This is a genomic window from Streptomyces sp. NPDC003327, assembly GCF_053589515.1.
The window spans coordinates 144,655-162,622 of record NZ_JBSFSA010000005.1; the positions used below are offsets into that span (position 1 = coordinate 144,655).

Consider the following 17,968-nt stretch of genomic DNA (forward strand, 5'->3'; position numbering starts at 1 on the left):
CCGGTACCGCTCAGTCGCCCGGGGCGCGCCAGTGCTGGACCACGATGTCGAACTGCTCGCGGGTCTTCTCCCAGCTCGACTCGGGCGAGGACATGTAGATCGCGTACTCGGTGCCGTCGTCCTCGAAGTACATCTGGTCGATCGCGTGCCGCGGCCCGGGGAAGTTCTTCTTCTCGGTCCAGGTGAACTCCCACAGACAGGAGCGGACCTGGTCGCGGTAGGTGGTCTGGGTGAGCTTGATCCGCTTGTAGTCCATGCGCTTCTCGAGGAGGCGCTCCAGGTCGAGGGCGTGCATGTACGGGTTCTCGAAGTCGGGGCTCCGGTCGATGCTGATCCGGATCCGGTGGCGGCCGTTGTCCGGCGTGTAGTCGATCTGGTCGCCCTCCTTCTGCCGCTTCCAGCCGTCCGGTACGAGCAGGCTGAAGCCCGCCGGGTCCTCGACGCGGTGCCAGCCGGCCGGGACGGTCTCCTCGGGCTTGCCGGTCCCGGTCGGATCGGGGGCCGCCGCGGTGCCGGTGCCCTTGCCGCGCGGGTCGCCGCCGCGGCCTCCCGCGTACTCCATGGCGAGGAAGACGGCGCCGCCCGCGACGACCCCGGCGAGCAGGGCGGCCAGGACGGCGGTACGCCAGCGGCCCCGGCCGCCGGAGCCCGTACCGCGGGAAGGGAGGGGCGCGGGGGACGCGAGGGAAGCAGGGGCAGCGGGGCCCGTGTGGTGCGGGTGGGCCGAGTGGGCCTGGTGGGCCGGGTGGGGCCAGGGGGTGGTGGTGGCCGGGGAGGACGGCGCGCCGTTCGCCGATCCGGGCGCCGGGCCGGACGCCGCCGGGCGGGAGGGCTGGCCGGACGCCGCCGGGCCCGGGATCGGTTCGGGGGCCGTTTCCGTGGACATCGGCACGCGCTGGGTCGGCACGTACGCCTGCGCGGTCTGCGGGTTCCGCCCCTCCATCGCGTCGAGCATCATCCGCTCCGCCTCGTCCGCCCGCGGCCGCTGGTCCGGGTCCTTGCGCAGCAGCGCCACGATCACCGGCGCGAGCGGGCCCGCCTTCTCCGGGAACGGCGGCTCCTCGGCCACGACGGCCTGCATCGTGCTGATCGGGGAGGTCCTGCGGAAGGGCGAGGTGCCCTGCACGGCCGTGTACAGCGTCGCGCCGAGGGACCAGAGGTCGGAGGCGGGGCCGGGATCGCCTCCCCGTACCCGCTCGGGCGCCAGATAGTCGATGGAGCCGACGAGTTCACCGGTCCGGGTGATCGTCGAGTCGCCCTCGATGGCCGCGATGCCGAAGTCGGTGATCAGGACGCGCCCGTCCCGCGCCAGCAGGACGTTGCCCGGCTTGACGTCCCGGTGCAGCACCCCGGCCGCGTGGGCGGCGCGCAGGGCACCGAGGACGTGCAGCCCGATCCGGGCGGCCTCGCGCGGCTCGATCGTGCCGGCCTCCTTGGCGGCGTCGGCGAGCGAGGGGCCGTCGACGTACTGCATGACGATCCACGGCCGGTCGTCGTGTTCGAGGACGTCGTGGACGGTCACCACACCGGGGTGGGTGATGCGGGCGGCCGCCCGCGCCTCCTTCTGCGTCCGGGCGTGCAGGACGAGCCGGTCGGCCTCCGCCACGAACCGTCCGGCCGTCAGTTCCTTGACGGCCACCACCCGGTGCAGCACCTCGTCGTGCGCGCGCCAGACCTTGCCCATGCCGCCGCGCCCGATGGACTCGCCCAGCCGGTACCGACCGGCGAGCAGCAGCCCCGCCCCTGTGTCCTGAGAATGATCCACGTGCCCCCGCCCCGTTCCTTCTCGTGCCAGGTTACGGAGGGGGGTACGGACGGCGGAACCTCGGGGCGGCCATAGGAACAGCACTGTGACCGGCGGCCTGTTCGCCTCCCTCCGGTCGGCCTCCCCCCACGTGCCCGTCCACGCGCCCCTCACGTGCCGCCGCGCGACTCCTACGTGCCCGCGCGGAACGCCTTCACGGCCTCGTCGTAGATCTCCGAGACCTTCTCCCGCTCGGTGTACGGGCCGATGACCTGCACGACGTAGTAGCGGCCGCCCTCGATGAGCGCGAGGTTGCGGACGAACACCTCGCGGCCGCTGCCGTCCAGCCACCAGTAGTTGCCCGTCGCCGTCGCCGTCCTGCCGATGTCGACCCGGCGCGTGCGCTCCGCGCCGGACCAACTGGACGCCCGCCACGGATCCAGCTCGCGTTCCCTGGTGTTCTGGTACTCCAGCGGGTCCGAGCCGTTCTCGCGCACGGAGTCCCGGCCGGGGACGACGATCAGAGTGAAGTCGCCGCCGACGTAGCGAACTTGGCCGGCGTCGTTGATGGGGCTGCGCCGCCAGTCGCGCGGGACGCCGACCCGGAACCCCTCGGGGTCCTCGCGCAGGACGTACCCGGCGGCCAGCGCGGGGCCGGAGGAGGCGGCGGGCGGCGGGGCCGCCGTGGTCGACGGCGGCGTGGTGGCCGGCGGGGTGGTGGCCGGTCCGCTCGGGGCGGTGGTGCCGGGCCCCGCGGACGTGGGCGCCGACGAAGTGCCCTTGCCCGGGGCGCCGGGAGCCGCGGGCGTCTCGCCCTTGCCGGGCATGGCGAGGACCGCGTACGCGACGGCTCCGGCGAGCAGGGCGAGGATCAGGAGCAGCAGCACGAGGCCGAGCGAGCGCGGCGAACGCGACGAGCGCGGCGAGTGCGGCGAACGCCCGGCGCTGGAGGGGCGCGGGGCGCGCGGCGCGCGCGGGAGGTCGGGGGCGTGGTCGGCGTACTGCGGCAGCTCTTCGTCGAAGTCCTCGCGCGGGACCGGGCGCGGCTCCCTGGCGCGCTTCTGCCGGTGCCGACCCGCTCCGGCTCCCCCACGGCGACGGCGTACGAGATCGCCGCGACGGCGCTTGATCGGCAGCCGGGTCTCGTCGAAGGACGGGACCGGTACGACGCCGAGACCCGCCTCCGGTTCGGGCGCGGAGCGGACGAGGGAGCGCAGCCAGCCGCGCAGCTCCTCGACGTCGGGGCGCTCGGTGGGGTCCTGGCGCAGCAGGGACTCCACGACCGGGCGCAGCGGCCCGCACTCCTCCGCGAAGGCGGGCGGCTCGGCGCAGACGAGCTGGACCAGTTCGGCGGCGTTGTCCTCGGGGTAGGGGGCGTGTCCCTGGACGGACCGGTAGAGGAGCGCGCCGAGCGCCCACAGGTCGGTGGCCGGGCCGATGGGCGGGGCGAGCCGCCAGTTCTCGTGCACGGGGCCGGCCTGCTCGGGCGCCCAGCGTTCGGTGACGGCGCCGACGACCGCGATCCGGGTCTGCCGGGCGCGCTCGGCGGCGCGTCGGGTGGTGGGGCCCCGGTAGGCGGCCTCCTGCCCGTCGGGGGCGTGCGGCTGCGCGGGCACGGGGGCGCGCGGAGCCCCCTGCGGGGACGCCGCGGTGTAGCCGGCGGGCAGCGCGGGGACACCGCGGCCCTGACCGGGCAGGGCCGGGCCGCCGCCCGCGGGGATCGGCCCCGAGGCGTCCCGTGCGGCGTGCGGGCCGTCGCTCCAGTTCCCGGCCAGCTTCGGGCGCGGCGGCGGACCGGCGGCGCCGTACCCGTCGTCGTACGGCGCGTCGTCGTCATCGTCCTCGTCCGCGTCCCCGTCCTCGTCCGGGGTCTTGGACCACCACTGCGGCTCGGGCGGTCCGGCCGGAGGCCCGGGAGCGACGGGCGGCGACGGCGGTACGGTCGCGGCGGACGTCCCGGGTTCCGCGGGCGGTTCCTGCGGTGCGGGCGGTTCCTGCGGTGCGGGGCGCTGTACGGGCAGGGCGCCCGTCTCGCCGATCCGGGCGGCGGCGCGGGCGCCCGCCCGGTACGCGGCGATGGCCCCGGCGCGCGCGGCCCGCACGTCGGCGGTGGGCGCGGGGGTGGCGGGCGGCAACTCGGCCCGGGGCGTGGCGGTGCGGGGCTTCGCCGCGCGCCCGTAAGGGTCGGCCCCGTAGGGCAGGCTGCCGTACGGCTCGGGGTCGGGGTCCGGGTCGGAGTCCGGATCGGCGTCAGGGTCGGCCTCCGGCTCGGCCTCGTCGGCGCCGGCCCCGTACGTGTCCACCCCGTACGTGTCCGACCCGTACGTGTCCGACCCGTACGTGTCCGACCCGTACGTGGTGTCGTCCTCGCCCGTCTCCTCCGCGGCGTCGGCCTCCTCGTAGACCTCCGCCTCGTAGACCTCCTCGCCGTCGAACTCACCCGGCCGCGAGGCCCCGTAGGGCGGCTCGTACGGCGGCTCGTACGCCTCCGAGGCGTACGTATCAGTGGCGGCGTACTCGGCGTCCTCCGCCCACGGCTCCGCCTCCGGCACCGGCGCGTAGCCGCACAGGGCCTCCTCGGCGGCGCCGACGGCAAGGCCCGAGAGGACGACGCGGCCGTCGTCGCAGACGAGGACCGTGCGCGGGGTGATGTTCCGGTGGACCCAGCCGTGGGCGTGCAGCGCGCGCAGGGCGGTGAGGACGTCGGCGCCTATCTCGGCCGCGCGGTAGGGGTTCAGCGGGCGCTCGGCGAGGAAGGACGCCAGCGGCCTGGCGGTCACCAGTTCGCTCACTATCCACAGCGAACCGGCCTCGGCGAACACGTCGAAGACCTGGTCCAGTAAAGGGTGGTCGGGGATCTGCGCGGCGGCCTGGGCCGCCTCGATCGCCCGGCGCACGACGGGCTCGGCCGGGCGGCGGGTCGCCCCGCCGCCCGCGCGACCGTACGGCACGGCGGCGCCGTACCCGTCGTCGACGACCTCGGCGTCCACGAACTCGGGCAGCGGCACCTGACGGACCAGGACCTCCTGCCCGCTGTAGGTGTCGAAGGCACGTGTCTCGGCGTGTTCGGGACCGGCCGCGTCCCCGTCCGTCGGCGTCCGGGGCAGGCGGTAGCGGTCCGCGAGCACCCTTCCCGCGTACTCGTCCACGACGCCTCCCCACGCGTGCGCACTGTCCCCCGTGGACCCGCGGATCCCTCGGACTCTCACGATACGTGCGCCGGTCAGTCCTTGGGGCTGAACGTCGCGAACGCCGTCTCCCTCAGCGTCCGGCACTCCGCACTGTTCCACTTGCCCGATTCGCAGCTGATCATGATGGAGTAGCCGCGGTCGGCGTCGACCTTGAAGCCGCGGTTGAGGATGCGGACCCGCACGCCCTTCTGCGTGCGCTCGAACTCCCAGTCGGCGACGGTCGGGTAGCCGTTGTACGCGACCGGCTTGATGCCGATGTGCTTGTAGCCGTTGCTGGTGGCGGCGACGCCCGTCATGGCCGCCGCCCAGGCGGCCGCCGCGTCGGCCTTCGGACTGTCGTTGAAGTCGACCTGGACGCGCGGGAAGCCGCCGTTCTCGCTGAAAATGCCGCCGGAGTTGTAGCCCGCTATCGACTGGAGCCGGAAACCGGCGGGCATCGCCATGGAGAAGTGGAAGCGGTCGTTGGTGACGAGGGTGTAGCCGGTGGGCAGCTTCGCGCCGGAGCCGCCGGGCTCGCCCGACGGCGTGGTGCCGGTCTGGCCGCCCGTGGGCGTCGTACCCGTCGCACCGGTGGTGCCCGTCGTGCCCGTCGATCCGGTCGACCCGGCGTCGCCGGGCTGCGCGCCGCCCTGCTGGCCGGGGCCGCCGGGCGACTGCCCGTCGCCGCCGTTCGTACCGGAACCGCCGTCACCGCCGGTCGTGGCTCCGGCGGAGGCGGTGGTGCCGCCGCTGCCCTTGCCCTCGTTCTTGGTGCCGTCACCGCCGAGGGAGACCGCCAGGATGGTGCCGAGCACGGCGAGGACGGCCACGGCGGCGATGATCACCAGCGTGCGGCGCGGGACGACGTCGGTCAGCGGCGCGCGGGTCGGCGCCGGCCGGCCGCCGGCCCTCCCGGGCTCGGCTCCCGGCTTCGGGCGGGCCGCCTGCTGCGGCTTCTGCTCGGCCGCCTTCGCCGCCGCGGCCGCGTTCCGTACGGACTTGAGGGCGCCCCGCACGCGGTCGGTCGCCGCCTCGGGGGCCTTCTCCCGCGCGGTGACCGCGTCCGCCGGTCCCTGGGCGGGGCGGGGCGGCAGCGGGATCGCGCGGGTGACGTCGGGGGCCGGTTCGGGCGCGGCGACGGGCGCGTCGAGCACGGCCCGCAGCAGGACCCGGGCGCGGGCGTCATCGAGGCGCTGGGCCGGGTCCTTCGCGAGGAGGCCGTAGATGACCTGCTCCAGCTCGGGGCCGGCGTTCTTCGGCGGGTCGACCGGCTCGGTCATCACCGCGGTGAGGGTCGCGATGGCGGAGCCCTTGTCGTACGGCGGGCTGCCCTCGACCGCCGCGTAGAGGAGGCCGCCGAGCGACCACAGGTCGGCGGCGGGCCCGGGCTTGTGGCCGCGGGCGCGCTCCGGCGAGATGTACGAGGGGGCGCCGACGAGCATGCCGGTGGAGGTGATGGACGGGTCGCCCTCCACCTGGGCGATGCCGAAGTCGGTGAGGACGACCCGGCCGTCCTCGGCGATGAGCACGTTGGACGGCTTCACGTCGCGGTGGAGGATGCCCTCGCGGTGCGCCGACCGCAGGACGTCGAGGATGGCGAGGCCGACCTCGGCGGCGCGCCGGGGCGTGAGGACGCCGTCCTCGCGCACGGCGTCGGCGAGCGACTTGCCCTCGATGAGCTCCATGACGATCCAGGGGCGGTCGTCCTCGTCGACCACGTCGTAGACCGTCACGGCGCCGTTGTTGCGGATCCGGGCGATGGCCTTCGCCTCGCGCAGGGTCCTGGTGATGAGGCGTCGCTTCTCGTCCTCGTCGATGCTGCTGGGGAAGCGGAGCTCCTTCACGGCGACCGTGCGGCCGAGGGTCTCGTCGACGGCGCGCCAGACCGTTCCCATGCCGCCGCGGCCGAGGACCCCGTCGAGGCGGTAGCGGCCCGCGAGCAGACGGCCCTCGTTCGACGCGGGGCCGCCGGGGGCACCCTTGCGGAAGCGGTCGCCGCGGGGCGCGGTGCCGCCGTCGCCGTCGCCCGCGCCGAATCCGGCACTCCCGGTGGAGGGCTCGGTGCCGCGCAGGCGCCCGGTCGCGGTGACGTCACCGGGCCTGGCGTCCTGGGCCCCGGCCTCTGTCTCCCGCTCCGACGTCCGCTCCGGCTCCCGCTCCGGCTGCGTCGGCGGCTCAGCCTTCGCAGCGTCAGTCTTCGCGCCGTCAGCCGCCACACCGTCAGCCGCCATGCCGACAGCCTGGTTTCCGCCCACGGCCCTCACGTCGTCCCTCGCTGCAGCGTCGGCCGTCACCGCTCCGTCGTCGGACCCGCCCGACGCCTTCGACCCGGTCGGCCCGTCGGACCCCGTGTCCCGCTCCGCCTCGCGCGCGGCCGGGACCGCACCTCGGTCGCCGCCGGTCAGGGCACCCGCGGCAGCGTCCCGCCGGGGGTCCTTCGCCGTGTCCCGCGACTGCTCCGCCTCCGACATGCGTCCCCTCTGCGATCCCTGATCTTCGCCGCGTCTGCCGCTTCCCGCACGATGCGTTAACCCGCCCTGGAAGAGAGCCCATTGTCCCTCACCTCGGGACCGGCGGCGTCCCCGGGTCCGTACTCCGGGATGACGACGCCCCGGTACGGCTCCGAGGTTCCCTCAGGACACGCATCTCCGTGCGACCCCCGCACGGAATCTCCACACACCGTCTCTCCCTCCCCCCGCGGCGCCCCCGTCCGGACGTACCGTCAGATCGGCACGATGTCGGGCGCGCCCAGCCGGGCGGCGTCCGCCGTCAGGTCGTCGGGCTGCCGCTGCGACTCCCGCTCGGCCTGGACCCGCTTCTCGTAGTGCTCGACCTCCTTCTCGATCTGCTGCGCGTCCCAGCCGAGGACCGGCGCCATCAACTCGGCGCACTCCCGCGCGCTCCGCGTCCCCCGGTCGAAGGTCTCGATGGAGATGCGGGTCCGTCGGGTGAGGACGTCGTCGAGGTGGCGCGCGCCCTCGTGCGAGGCCGCGTAGACGACTTCGGCGCGGAGGTAGTCGTCGGCCGCGGCGAGCGGCTCACCGAGCCGCGGGTCCTCGGCGATCAGGGCGAGGACCTCCTCCGTCAGGGAGCCGTAGCGGTTCAGGAGATGCTCGACGCGCACCACGTGCAGGCCCGTGCGCGCGGCGATCCTGGCCCGCGCGTTCCACAGGGCCCGGTAGCCCTCGGCGCCGAGGAGCGGGGTGTCCTCGGTGACGCAGGGCGCGACGCGCTGGTCGAGGGCGTGCACCGCCTCGTCTACCGCGTCCTTGGCCATGACGCGGTACGTCGTGTACTTGCCGCCGGCCACGACGACGAGGCCCGGCACCGGGTGGGCGACGGTGTGCTCGCGGGAGAGCTTGCTGGTGGCGTCCGACTCGCCCGCGAGCAGCGGCCGCAGTCCGGCGTAGACGCCCTGCACGTCGTCCCGGGTGAGCGGGGTCGCGAGCACGCTGTTGACGTGTTCCAGGAGGTAGTCGATGTCGGCGCTGGAGGCGGCCGGGTGGGCCTTGTCGAGGTCCCACTCGGTGTCGGTGGTGCCGACGATCCAGTGCCGGCCCCAGGGGATCACGAACAGCACGGACTTCTCGGTGCGCAGGATCAGTCCGGTCGTCGAGTGGATGCGGTCCTTGGGGACGACCAGGTGGATGCCCTTGGAGGCGCGGACGTGGAACTGCCCGCGCTCGCCGATGAGGGCCTGGGTGTCGTCCGTCCACACTCCGGTGGCGTTGACGAGCTGCTTCGCCCGGATCTCGTACTCGCCGCCCGTCTCGACGTCCTGGACCCGGGCGCCGACGACCCGCTCGCCCTCGCGCAGGAAGCCGACGACACGGGCCCGGCTCGCGGCCCGCGCCCCGTAGGACGCGGCGGTGCGCACGAGGGTGGTGACGAAGCGGGCGTCGTCCATCTGGGCGTCGTAGTACTGGAGGGCGCCGACCAGGGCGTCCTTCCGCAGGCACGGGGCGACCCGCAGGGCGTGGCGCCGGGAGAGGTGCCGGTGGACGGGCAGGCCCCGGCCGTGGCCCGAGGAGACGGACATCGCGTCGTACAGCGCGACGCCCGAGCCCGCGTACAGCCGCTCCCAGCCCTTGTGCTGGAGGGGGTAGAGGAACGGCACGGGCTTCACCAGGTGGGGTGCGAGCCGCTCCAGGAGCAGTCCGCGCTCCTTCAGCGCCTCCCGTACGAGCGCGAAGTCGAGCATCTCCAGGTAGCGCAGGCCGCCGTGGATCAGCTTGCTGGACCGGCTCGACGTGCCGGAGGCCCAGTCGCGGGCCTCGACGATGCCGGTGGAGAGTCCTCTCGTGGCGGCGTCGAGGGCCGTGCCCGCGCCGACCACCCCCGCGCCGACCACCAGCACGTCGAGCTCGCGCTCGGCCATGGCCGCCAACGCCTCGACGCGCTCGGCGGGTCCCAGTGTCGCTGTCCTCACGGCTGTCGCCTCCTGTCGCCCCCGTCTGTCCCGCTGCAGAGCCGGACCCTGCCCGGCCGAACGGCAGCCCGGCCGAACCACCGAACCGCCGCACGTCCGTCCAGCCCGCGAGCCGGGCCCGTGTGGTCCGGCTCACAGCTCGATTCTGGCCCGCCTCCGCGACTTCAGCCACCGCCTCTCCCCCAGCCTGTGGATAACACTCGGCGACCTTCGGCCCCGTAATGCCACATATCGGTCATATTTACGCCTAGTCTGACATTGCGTTCGCCCCGTTCTGTCCACCGGGCTTGCGGACCGCGTCCCCTCCGGCTAATGGGAAGGACGGCCCACCCTCCATGCCCGCTGATCTCGCCGTCATCGGCCTCGGCCACCACGGACTCCCCCTCGCCCAAGCCGCCACCGCCGCGGGCATCGCCACCGTCGGCTACGACCCCGACCCCCGCCCCGCCACCGACCTCGCCGCGGGCCGGCCCCCGGTCGACGGCTCCCTCACCGCCTCGGAGATCCGCCGGATGCTCTCCCGGGGCTTCCGCCCCACCACCGACCCCGCCGAACTCGGCCGGGTCCGCACCGCCGTCCTCTGCGCGCCCACCCCCCTCGCCCCCGACGGCACCCTCGACCTCACGGACGTGACCGCCGCCGCCACCGCCCTCGCCGCCCGGCTGCGCCCCCACACCACCGTCCTGCTCGAATCGCCCGTCCCGCCGGGCACCACCGAGGGCCTCCTGCGCGACCTGCTCGAATCGGGCTCCGGGCTGCGCGCCGGACGCGACTTCCACCTCGCGTACTCCCCCGGCCGCCTCGACCCCGGCAGCCGTACGCACGCCTTCGCGGGCACCCCCAAGGTCATCGGCGGCCTCACCCCGGCCTGCACCGAATCCGCCGCGGCGTTCTACGGCCGGCTCACCGACAAGGTGGTACGCGCGCGTGGCCCCCGCGAGGCCGAGACCGTCAAGCTCCTGGAGACCAACTTCCGGCACGTCAACATCGCCCTGGTGAACGAGATGGCGGTCCTCTGCCACGAACTCGGCGTGGACCTCTGGGACGTCATCCGCTGCGCCGAGACCAAGCCCTTCGGCTTCCAGGCCTTCCGGCCCGGCCCCGGTGTCGGCGGCCACGGCGTCCCCGTCGACTTCGTCGGCGCCCACCGCCCGCTCCGTCTCGTCGAACTCGCCGGCCAGGTCAACGAACGCATGCCGCAGTACGTCGTCCAGCGCGCCGCCGCCCTCCTCAACGAGCACGGCAAGTCGGCCCGCGGCGCCCGCGTCCTGCTGCTCGGGATCACCTACAAGCCGGACCTCGCCGACCGGCAGAACTCCCCCGCCGACGAGATCGCCCGCAGGCTGATGGACCTCGGCGCGGCCGTCAGCTACCACGACCCGCACGTCCCCGACTGGCGCGTCCGCGACCTCCCCGTCCCCCGCGCCGACTCCCTCTACGAGGCCGCCGCGCACGCCGACCTGACGGTCCTGCTCCAGCACCACCGCACGTACGACCTCCAGGGCCTCTCCGTGAAGGCCCAGCTCCTCCTCGACACCCGGGGCGTCACCCCCGCAGGCGCCGCCCACCGCCTCTGAGGAACCGCCCCAGAGGAACCGCCGCCGCGCGGCATCCGCCTCCGGGTACGAAAAGGGGCCCCGCACCGTCCGGTGCGGGGCCCCTCCGACGCGTACGGGTGGTCAGCGCTTGTGCTGCGCGTCCGCGACCGTCACCTCGACGCGCTGGAACTCCTTGAGCTCGCTGTAGCCCGTGGTGGCCATCGCGCGGCGCAGGGCGCCGAAGAAGTTCATCGAGCCGTCCGGGGTGTGCGAGGGCCCGGCGAGGATCTCCTCGGTGGTGCCGACGATGCCCAGGTCGACCAGCTTGCCGCGCGGCACGTCCTCGTGGACGGCCTCCATGCCCCAGTGGTGGCCCTTGCCGGGCGCGTCCGTCGCGCGCGCCAGCGGGGAGCCGATCATGACCGCGTCGGCACCGCAGGCGATCGCCTTCGGCAGGTCACCGGACCAGCCGACACCGCCGTCCGCGATGACGTGCACGTACCGGCCGCCGGACTCGTCCATGTAGTCGCGACGGGCCGCGGCCACGTCGGCGACGGCGGTCGCCATCGGGACCTGGATGCCCAGGACGTTGCGGGTGGTGTGCGCGGCGCCGCCGCCGAAGCCGACCAGGACGCCCGCCGCGCCGGTGCGCATCAGGTGCAGGGCCGCGGTGTAGGTGGCGCAGCCGCCGACGATGACCGGCACGTCCAGCTCGTAGATGAACTGCTTGAGGTTGAGCGGCTCGGCCGCGCCGGAGACGTGCTCGGCGGAGACCGTCGTGCCGCGGATGACGAAGATGTCCACGCCGGCGTCGACGACGGCCTTGGAGAACTGCGCGGTGCGCTGCGGGGAGAGCGCGGCGGCGGTGACGACGCCGGAGTCGCGCACCTCCTTGATGCGCTGCCCGATCAGCTCCTCCTTGATCGGAGCCGCGTAGATCTCCTGCAGACGGCGGGTCGCGGTGGCCTCGTCCAGCTCGGCGATCTCGTCGAGCAGCGGCTGCGGGTCCTCGTACCGGGTCCACAGGCCCTCGAGGTTGAGGACGCCGAGGCCGCCGAGCTCGCCGATGCGGATGGCGGTCTGCGGCGAGACGACCGAGTCCATGGGGGCGGCCAGGAAGGGCAGCTCGAAGCGGTAGGCGTCGATCTGCCAGGCGATCGAGACCTCCTTCGGGTCCCGGGTGCGCCGGCTCGGTACGACGGCGATGTCGTCGAACGCGTACGCCCTGCGGCCGCGCTTGCCGCGCCCGATCTCGATCTCAGTCACGATGTGTGGCCTTTCCCTCTATGTCTGCGCCTACCAGTATCCCCGACACACGCGCGGGGGGCGGCTCCGGCCACATGCCGGAACCGCCCCCTCCGTCGCGCGCTGTTACTTCCTGCTGTAGTTCGGCGCCTCGACCGTCATCTGGATGTCGTGCGGGTGGCTCTCCTTGAGGCCCGCGGACGTGATCCGGACGAACCGGCCCTTCGACTCCATCTCCTCGATGGTGGCGGCGCCCACGTAGCCCATCGTCTGGCGCAGGCCGCCGACGAGCTGGTGGACGACGGAGGCGAGCGGGCCGCGGTACGGCACCTGGCCCTCGATGCCCTCGGGCACGAGCTTGTCGTCGGAGGTGACCTCGGCCTGGAAGTAGCGGTCCTTCGAGTACGACTTGCCCTGGCCGCGGGACTGCATGGCGCCGAGCGAGCCCATGCCGCGGTACGACTTGAACTGCTTGCCGTTGATGAAGAGCAGCTCGCCGGGGGACTCCTCGCAGCCCGCGAGGAGGCTGCCGAGCATCACGGTGTCGGCGCCGGCGGCGAGCGCCTTGCCGATGTCGCCGGAGTACTGCAGGCCGCCGTCGCCGATCAGCGGGACGCCCGCGGCACGGGCCGCGAGGCCGGCCTCGTAGATCGCGGTGACCTGCGGGACGCCGATGCCGGCGACCACGCGGGTGGTGCAGATGGAGCCGGGGCCGACGCCGACCTTGATGCCGTCGACACCGGCGTCGATCATCGCCTGCGCGCCGTCGCGGGTGGCGACGTTGCCGCCGATCACGTCGACGTTCACGCTGGACTTGATCTTCGCCATCCAGCTCAGGGCGTTGCTGTTGTGGCCGTGCGAGGTGTCGACGATCAGGAAGTCGACGCCCACGGCGGCGAGCGCCTGGGCCCGCTCCAGCGCCTCGGGGCTGGCGCCGACGGCGGCACCGACGAGCAGACGGCCCTCGGAGTCCTTGGCGGCGTTCGGGTACTTCTCCGCCTTGACGAAGTCCTTGACGGTGATGAGGCCCTTGAGCACGCCCTCGTCGTCGACGAGCGGCAGCTTCTCGATCTTGTGGCGGCGCAGCAGCTCCATGGCGTCGACGCCGGAGATGCCGACCTTGCCGGTGACCAGCGGCATCGGCGTCATGACCTCGCGGACCTGACGGCTGCGGTCGCTCTCGAACGCCATGTCGCGGTTGGTCACGATGCCGAGGAGCTTGCCGTCGGGGGCGGTGACCGGGACGCCGCTGATGCGGAACTTGGCGCAGAGGGCGTCGGCCTCGGCGAGGGTCGCCTCCGGGTGGACCGTGATCGGGTCGGTCACCATGCCGGACTCGGAGCGCTTGACGAGGTCCACCTGGTTGACCTGGTCCTCGACGGAGAGGTTCCGGTGGAGGACGCCGACGCCGCCCAGACGGGCCATGGCGATCGCCATGCGGGACTCGGTCACCTTGTCCATCGCGGCGGAGAGCAGCGGGATGTTGACCCGGACGTTGCGAGAGATGCGGGACGAGGTGTCGACCGCGTTGGGGAGCACCTCGGAGGCTCCCGGCAGCAGCAGCACGTCGTCGTAGGTCAGCCCGAGTGTCGCGAATTTCTCGGGCACTCCGTCGACGTTGGCAGTCATGACACCTTCCCAAATGGCCTTGATCGGTGCGGGATGTCCATGCTAACGGGCCGGAGCGGTGTCTCATTCCACGATCAAGATCCGCGGGAAGCTTTGGACGTTCGCACGTGTACGAAAGGGACGGCGGGGCCCGGTGAGCCTTACTGCTCGGCCAGGGCCCGCAGCCGGCTCAGCGCGCGGTGCTGCGCGACCCGGACGGCCCCGGGGGACATCCCGAGCATCTGGCCGGTCTCCTCGGCCGTCAGCCCGACGGCGACGCGCAGGACGAGGAGTTCGCGCTGGTTCTCCGGGAGGTTGGCGAGCAGCTTCTTGGCCCATTCGGCGTCGTCGCTGAGGAGCGCCCGCTCCTCGGGGCCGAGGGAGTCGTCGGGCCGCTCGGGCATCTCGTCGGAGGGGACGGCCGTGGAGCCGGGGTGCCGCATGGCGGCGCGCTGGAGGTCGGCGACCTTGTGTCCGGCGATGGCGAAGACGAAGGCCTCGAAGGGTCTGCCGGTGTCCTTGTAGCGGGGCAGGGCCATGAGGACGGCGACGCAGACCTCCTGGGCGAGGTCCTCGACGAAGTGGCGGGCGTCGCCCGGCAGCCGGTTCAGTCGCGTGCGGCAGTACCGCAGGGCGAGCGGGTGCACGCGGGCGAGCAGGTCGTGCGTGGCCTGTGCGTCGCCCTCGACCGCGCGGTGGACGAGCGCGCCGATCTCCCCCTGCCCGGCAGGCATGGGGGGACCCGCGGTCTCGTCGTCGCGCATCGCTCCATGGTGCCCCGACGCCTGTTGGTTCGCGGCACCGCGTCCGTTGTTGTGCACCGAAGCGTTATGAGCAGGTGCGCCGGGATTCATCTCTGGCGCCCTCCCCTTCCGCTCGATCGACTCGTCCCCGAGGAACTCCACACCTCAAGGATGCGGCATCGGGCCGGGAAGTGACACAAGCCCGCCCCGTCCGCCCCTCGGCGGACGGGGGTACGGACGGGGAGGCGGCCGGTGGCCTGCGCTTCAGCGGACCAGGCCCCAGCGGAAACCGAGCGCGACGGCGTGGGCGCGGTCGGAGGCGCCGAGCTTCTTGAACAGGCGCCGGGCGTGGGTCTTGACCGTGTCCTCGGAGAGGAACAGCTCGCGCCCGATCTCGGCGTTGGACCGGCCGTGGCTCATGCCTTCGAGGACCTGGATCTCGCGCGCGGTGAGGGTGGGCGCGGCGCCCATCTCGGCCGACCGGAGGCGGCGCGGGGCGAGCCGCCAGGTCGGGTCGGCGAGCGCCTGGGTGACGGTGGCCCGCAGCTCGGCGCGCGAGGCGTCCTTGTGCAGATAGCCACGGGCACCGGCGGCGACCGCGAGGGCGACGCCGTCGAGGTCCTCGGCGACGGTGAGCATGATGATCCGGGCGCCGGGATCGGCGGAGAGCAGTCGGCGTACGGTCTCGACGCCGCCGAGGCCGGGCATGCGGACGTCCATGAGGATGAGGTCCGAGCGGTCCGCGCCCCAGCGGCGGAGGACTTCCTCGCCGTTGGCCGCGGTGGTCACGCGCTCGACGCCGGGCACGGTCGCGACCGCGCGGCGAAGCGCCTCTCGGGCAAGCGGGGAGTCGTCGCAGACGAGGACGGACGTCATGACTGACCTCCGCGGCTCTCGCAGCTGTTGCGCGTCACCTTGAGCCTCCAGGGCTGTACGTATCGTCACCTGTGCGGTTGACGCTCCCGGACACCTGCCCGAGCGCTTCTTCCTTCAACCGCCTCCGCACTCTCAACGACGGTCACCCGAAAGAGTTACGGGTCGGACGCGGGCCTTCGGCACTCTACGTGAGGGCTCGTGCGCGGAGGAGAGCGACGCGGGGGCATCCGCCCTCTGTCCGAAAGCCATGCCCCATTTAGCGGGTTTTCTTCCCTTTTCGCAGTGTCTGTGGCTAGATTCGCAATGAGTCATATTTACATCTACTGCGACAGTAGTTGTACTGCCGTGACCCGTAGGGGCCCGAGGAACCCCTCGATCAGCCATCCACCCGCCCACCTATCCGTTCTTCACGGTTTCAAGGGGACAAGCGCAATGGCAGATTTCTCCCGCCTTCCCGGACCCAACGCCGATCTGTGGGACTGGCAACTGCTCGCGGCCTGCCGCGGGGTCGACAGCTCCCTGTTCTTCCACCCCGAGGGAGAGCGCGGCGCGGCACGGAGTGCGCGTGAGAACTCGGCGAAAGAGGTCTGCATGCGGTGCCCGGTGCGCGCGGAGTGCGCGGCACACGCACTCGCCGTGCGGGAGCCCTACGGCGTCTGGGGCGGCCTCACCGAGGACGAACGCGAAGAGCTCATGGGACGAGCGCGCAACCGCCTGATCACGGCGGCACCCTCGACCACGGCGCCCGGGGCGTCCGGGGCGTCGACCATGGGCCGACCGATTGCGGGGCGCACCTGAAGGAACGTTTCTCCACGTCCCCGACCCCCTGTCGGACCGGAACCACGCGCGCGTGAGCGCGCCCCGGGGCCGGTGAGGCCCGTACGGCCGCCACGCGCGCGTGCGGCTGAGCCGGCGCGCGGTCGGGTACGCCGCAGGGAGGTACGCCGCTAGCCGCGCGTGGCCGCGCGGGTGAGCTCGTCGAGCGTGGCCGCGACCGCGGGAACCTGCGCGAGGTCCGGCAGGGTGAGCGCCACGATCTCGCGCTCCACGGCGGGCTCCACCGCCACGGTCCTGGCCCCCTTGGGCCGTACGGACTCGATGGCGAGCTCCGGCAGGACGGCCACGCCCAGACCCGCGCCCACGAGGCCCACGACCGCGGGGTAGTCGTCGGTGGCGAAGTCGATGCGCGGGGTGAAGCCGGCCTCCTCGCAGACGTCCACGAGCTGGCGGCGGCAGCGCGGGCAGCCCGCGATCCAGGATTCCTCGGCGAGTTCGCCGATGCCCACCGACTGCGCGCCGGCGAGCCGGTGCCCCTCGGGGACCAGGCCGACGAGCCGGTCGGCGAGGAGCGGGCGGACGACGAGGTCGTCCCATTCGGCCTGCCCCGCCCCGTACCGGAAGGCGAGGGCCACGTCGCAGTCGCCCTCGCGCAGCATCTCGATCGAGCGCGGCGGCTCGGCCTCGACGAGCGAGACCCGGGTGCCGGGGTGGGCGGCGCGGAGGGCGGCGAGCGCGGTGGGCACGAGGGTGGAGCTGCCGCTCGGGAACGAGACGAGCCGGACGCGGCCGGCCCGGAGCCCGGCGATGGCGGCGACCTCCTCCTCGGCGGCGGTGAGGCCCGCGAGGATGCCGGACGCGTGGCGGACGAGGACCTCGCCCGCCTGGGTGAGGCGCATCTCGCGGCCGGTGCGGATGAGCAGCGGGGTGCCGGCCGAGGTCTCCAGGGCCTTCATCTGCTGGCTGACGGCCGGCTGGGTGCAGCCGAGTTCGCGCGCGGCGGCGGAGAAGGAGCCGGTGGCGGCGACGGCGCGCAGGACGCGGAGGTGGCGTGCCTCGATCATGGTTCGAGCATAAGCGATTCTTGGACGCTTCGGGAGAAAATCCATGACAACTTTGAGACCGGGTGCTTAGGCTGCCGCCATGAAGCTTCTGTCGCTGAACCTCGGCCGCCCCACGTTCTCCGAGCACACGGATCAGGCCGACGGTCTGACCGGCATCGACAAGCAGCCGGTCGAGGGACCCGTACGGGTGACCGCGCCGGGCCCGAAGGGCGTCGGCGGCAGTGGCCTCGCCGGTGACGCCATATGCGAGCTGCGACACCACGGCGGGAACGACCAGGCCGTCTACGCGTACGCGCGCGAGGACCTGGACGCCTGGGAGCGGGTCCTCGGCCGCACCGTCCGCAACGGCGGCTTCGGCGAGAACCTCACCACCGTCGGCGTCGACGTGAACGGCGCCCGGATCGGCGAGCGCTGGCGGATCGGCGGCGACCTGGTCCTGGAGGTCTCCTCCGCCCGGATCCCGTGCCGCACCTTCCAGGGGCACCTGGGCGAGAAGGGCTGGGTCAGGCGGTTCACGCAGGAGGGCGCGCCGGGCGCCTACCTCCGGGTCGTCGAGCCGGGCGAGATCCGGCCGGGCGACGCGATCGAGGTGCTGCACCGGCCCGACCACGAGGTCACCGTCGCCTTCCTGTTCCGGGCCGTGACGACGCAACGGCCGCTGCTGCCGCGGCTGCTGGCGGCCGGGGACGCGCTGCACCCCGAGGAGGCCCGGCAGGCGCGGGAGTACGTGGCGAAGTACGGCGCGGGGGTCAGCGGCGGCCGGTGACCGGAGGT

The 17,968-nt window shown here is 73.6% G+C and carries 12 protein-coding genes; 3 read left to right on the plus strand and 9 right to left on the minus strand.

From position 1 onward, the window contains the following. Nucleotides 1–10: 10 nt before the first annotated feature. The 4 genes from ACWDVG_RS06670 to ACWDVG_RS06685 all read right to left on the minus strand — a co-directional run bounded on the left by ACWDVG_RS06670 (nucleotide 11) and on the right by ACWDVG_RS06685 (nucleotide 9,343). Entirely contained in the window at nucleotides 11–1,765 is a 1,755-nt protein-coding gene (locus ACWDVG_RS06670; protein ID WP_451696834.1) for a protein kinase domain-containing protein, read from the minus strand. A gap of 170 nt (nucleotides 1,766–1,935) precedes the next feature. After that, entirely contained in the window at nucleotides 1,936–4,893 is a 2,958-nt protein-coding gene (locus tag ACWDVG_RS06675) for a protein kinase (RefSeq protein WP_451696835.1), read from the minus strand. Nucleotides 4,894–4,967: 74 nt separating this feature from the next. Then, a complete protein-coding gene (locus ACWDVG_RS06680) occupies nucleotides 4,968–7,385 on the minus strand; it encodes a serine/threonine-protein kinase (RefSeq protein WP_451696837.1) in 2,418 nt (805 codons plus the stop codon). 251 nt (nucleotides 7,386–7,636) lie between these two features. Then, nucleotides 7,637–9,343 (minus strand): glycerol-3-phosphate dehydrogenase/oxidase, encoded by a 1,707-nt coding sequence (locus ACWDVG_RS06685; RefSeq protein ID WP_451696838.1) that lies wholly within the window; start codon nucleotides 9,341–9,343, stop codon nucleotides 7,637–7,639. A gap of 335 nt (nucleotides 9,344–9,678) precedes the next feature. Between ACWDVG_RS06685 and ACWDVG_RS06690 the strand changes: the two genes are divergently transcribed. Then, complete coding sequence (locus ACWDVG_RS06690) at nucleotides 9,679–10,920, plus strand: nucleotide sugar dehydrogenase (RefSeq protein ID WP_451696840.1); 1,242 nt, start codon at nucleotides 9,679–9,681, stop codon at nucleotides 10,918–10,920. A 102-nt stretch (nucleotides 10,921–11,022) separates the two neighbouring features. On the opposite strand, the gene ACWDVG_RS06695 is transcribed toward ACWDVG_RS06690, so the two are convergent. The 4 genes from ACWDVG_RS06695 to ACWDVG_RS06710 form a co-directional block, all read right to left on the minus strand. Continuing rightward, the gene (locus ACWDVG_RS06695) at nucleotides 11,023–12,147 is read right to left on the minus strand and encodes a GuaB3 family IMP dehydrogenase-related protein (protein ID WP_309054002.1); all 1,125 of its coding nucleotides are present in this window, start codon (nucleotides 12,145–12,147) and stop codon (nucleotides 11,023–11,025) included. A gap of 105 nt (nucleotides 12,148–12,252) precedes the next feature. Then, nucleotides 12,253–13,755, minus strand: coding sequence for an IMP dehydrogenase (gene guaB, locus ACWDVG_RS06700; protein WP_451696842.1), 1,503 nt, complete (start codon nucleotides 13,753–13,755; stop codon nucleotides 12,253–12,255). A gap of 140 nt (nucleotides 13,756–13,895) precedes the next feature. Further along, nucleotides 13,896–14,498 carry a sigma-70 family RNA polymerase sigma factor gene (locus ACWDVG_RS06705; RefSeq protein ID WP_386409352.1) on the minus strand — a complete coding sequence of 201 codons (603 nt, stop codon included), beginning with the start codon at nucleotides 14,496–14,498 and terminating at the stop codon, nucleotides 13,896–13,898. A 243-nt stretch (nucleotides 14,499–14,741) separates the two neighbouring features. Next, a complete protein-coding gene (locus ACWDVG_RS06710; protein WP_003948568.1) occupies nucleotides 14,742–15,353 on the minus strand; it encodes a response regulator transcription factor in 612 nt (203 codons plus the stop codon). A 432-nt stretch (nucleotides 15,354–15,785) separates the two neighbouring features. Between ACWDVG_RS06710 and ACWDVG_RS06715 the strand changes: the two genes are divergently transcribed. Beyond that, complete coding sequence (locus tag ACWDVG_RS06715) at nucleotides 15,786–16,151, plus strand: WhiB family transcriptional regulator (protein WP_451696844.1); 366 nt, start codon at nucleotides 15,786–15,788, stop codon at nucleotides 16,149–16,151. Between the two features lie 149 nt (nucleotides 16,152–16,300). Here ACWDVG_RS06715 and ACWDVG_RS06720 read toward each other — a convergent pair whose 3' ends face one another. Next, on the minus strand, nucleotides 16,301–17,194 hold the full coding sequence (locus tag ACWDVG_RS06720; protein WP_451696846.1) for a LysR family transcriptional regulator: 894 nt from the start codon (nucleotides 17,192–17,194) through the stop codon (nucleotides 16,301–16,303). A 79-nt stretch (nucleotides 17,195–17,273) separates the two neighbouring features. Here ACWDVG_RS06720 and ACWDVG_RS06725 point away from each other — a divergent pair, with 79 nt between their 5' ends. Next, nucleotides 17,274–17,960, plus strand: coding sequence for an MOSC domain-containing protein (locus ACWDVG_RS06725; protein ID WP_451696848.1), 687 nt, complete (start codon nucleotides 17,274–17,276; stop codon nucleotides 17,958–17,960). The last annotated feature ends 8 nt before the right edge of the window (nucleotides 17,961–17,968 follow it).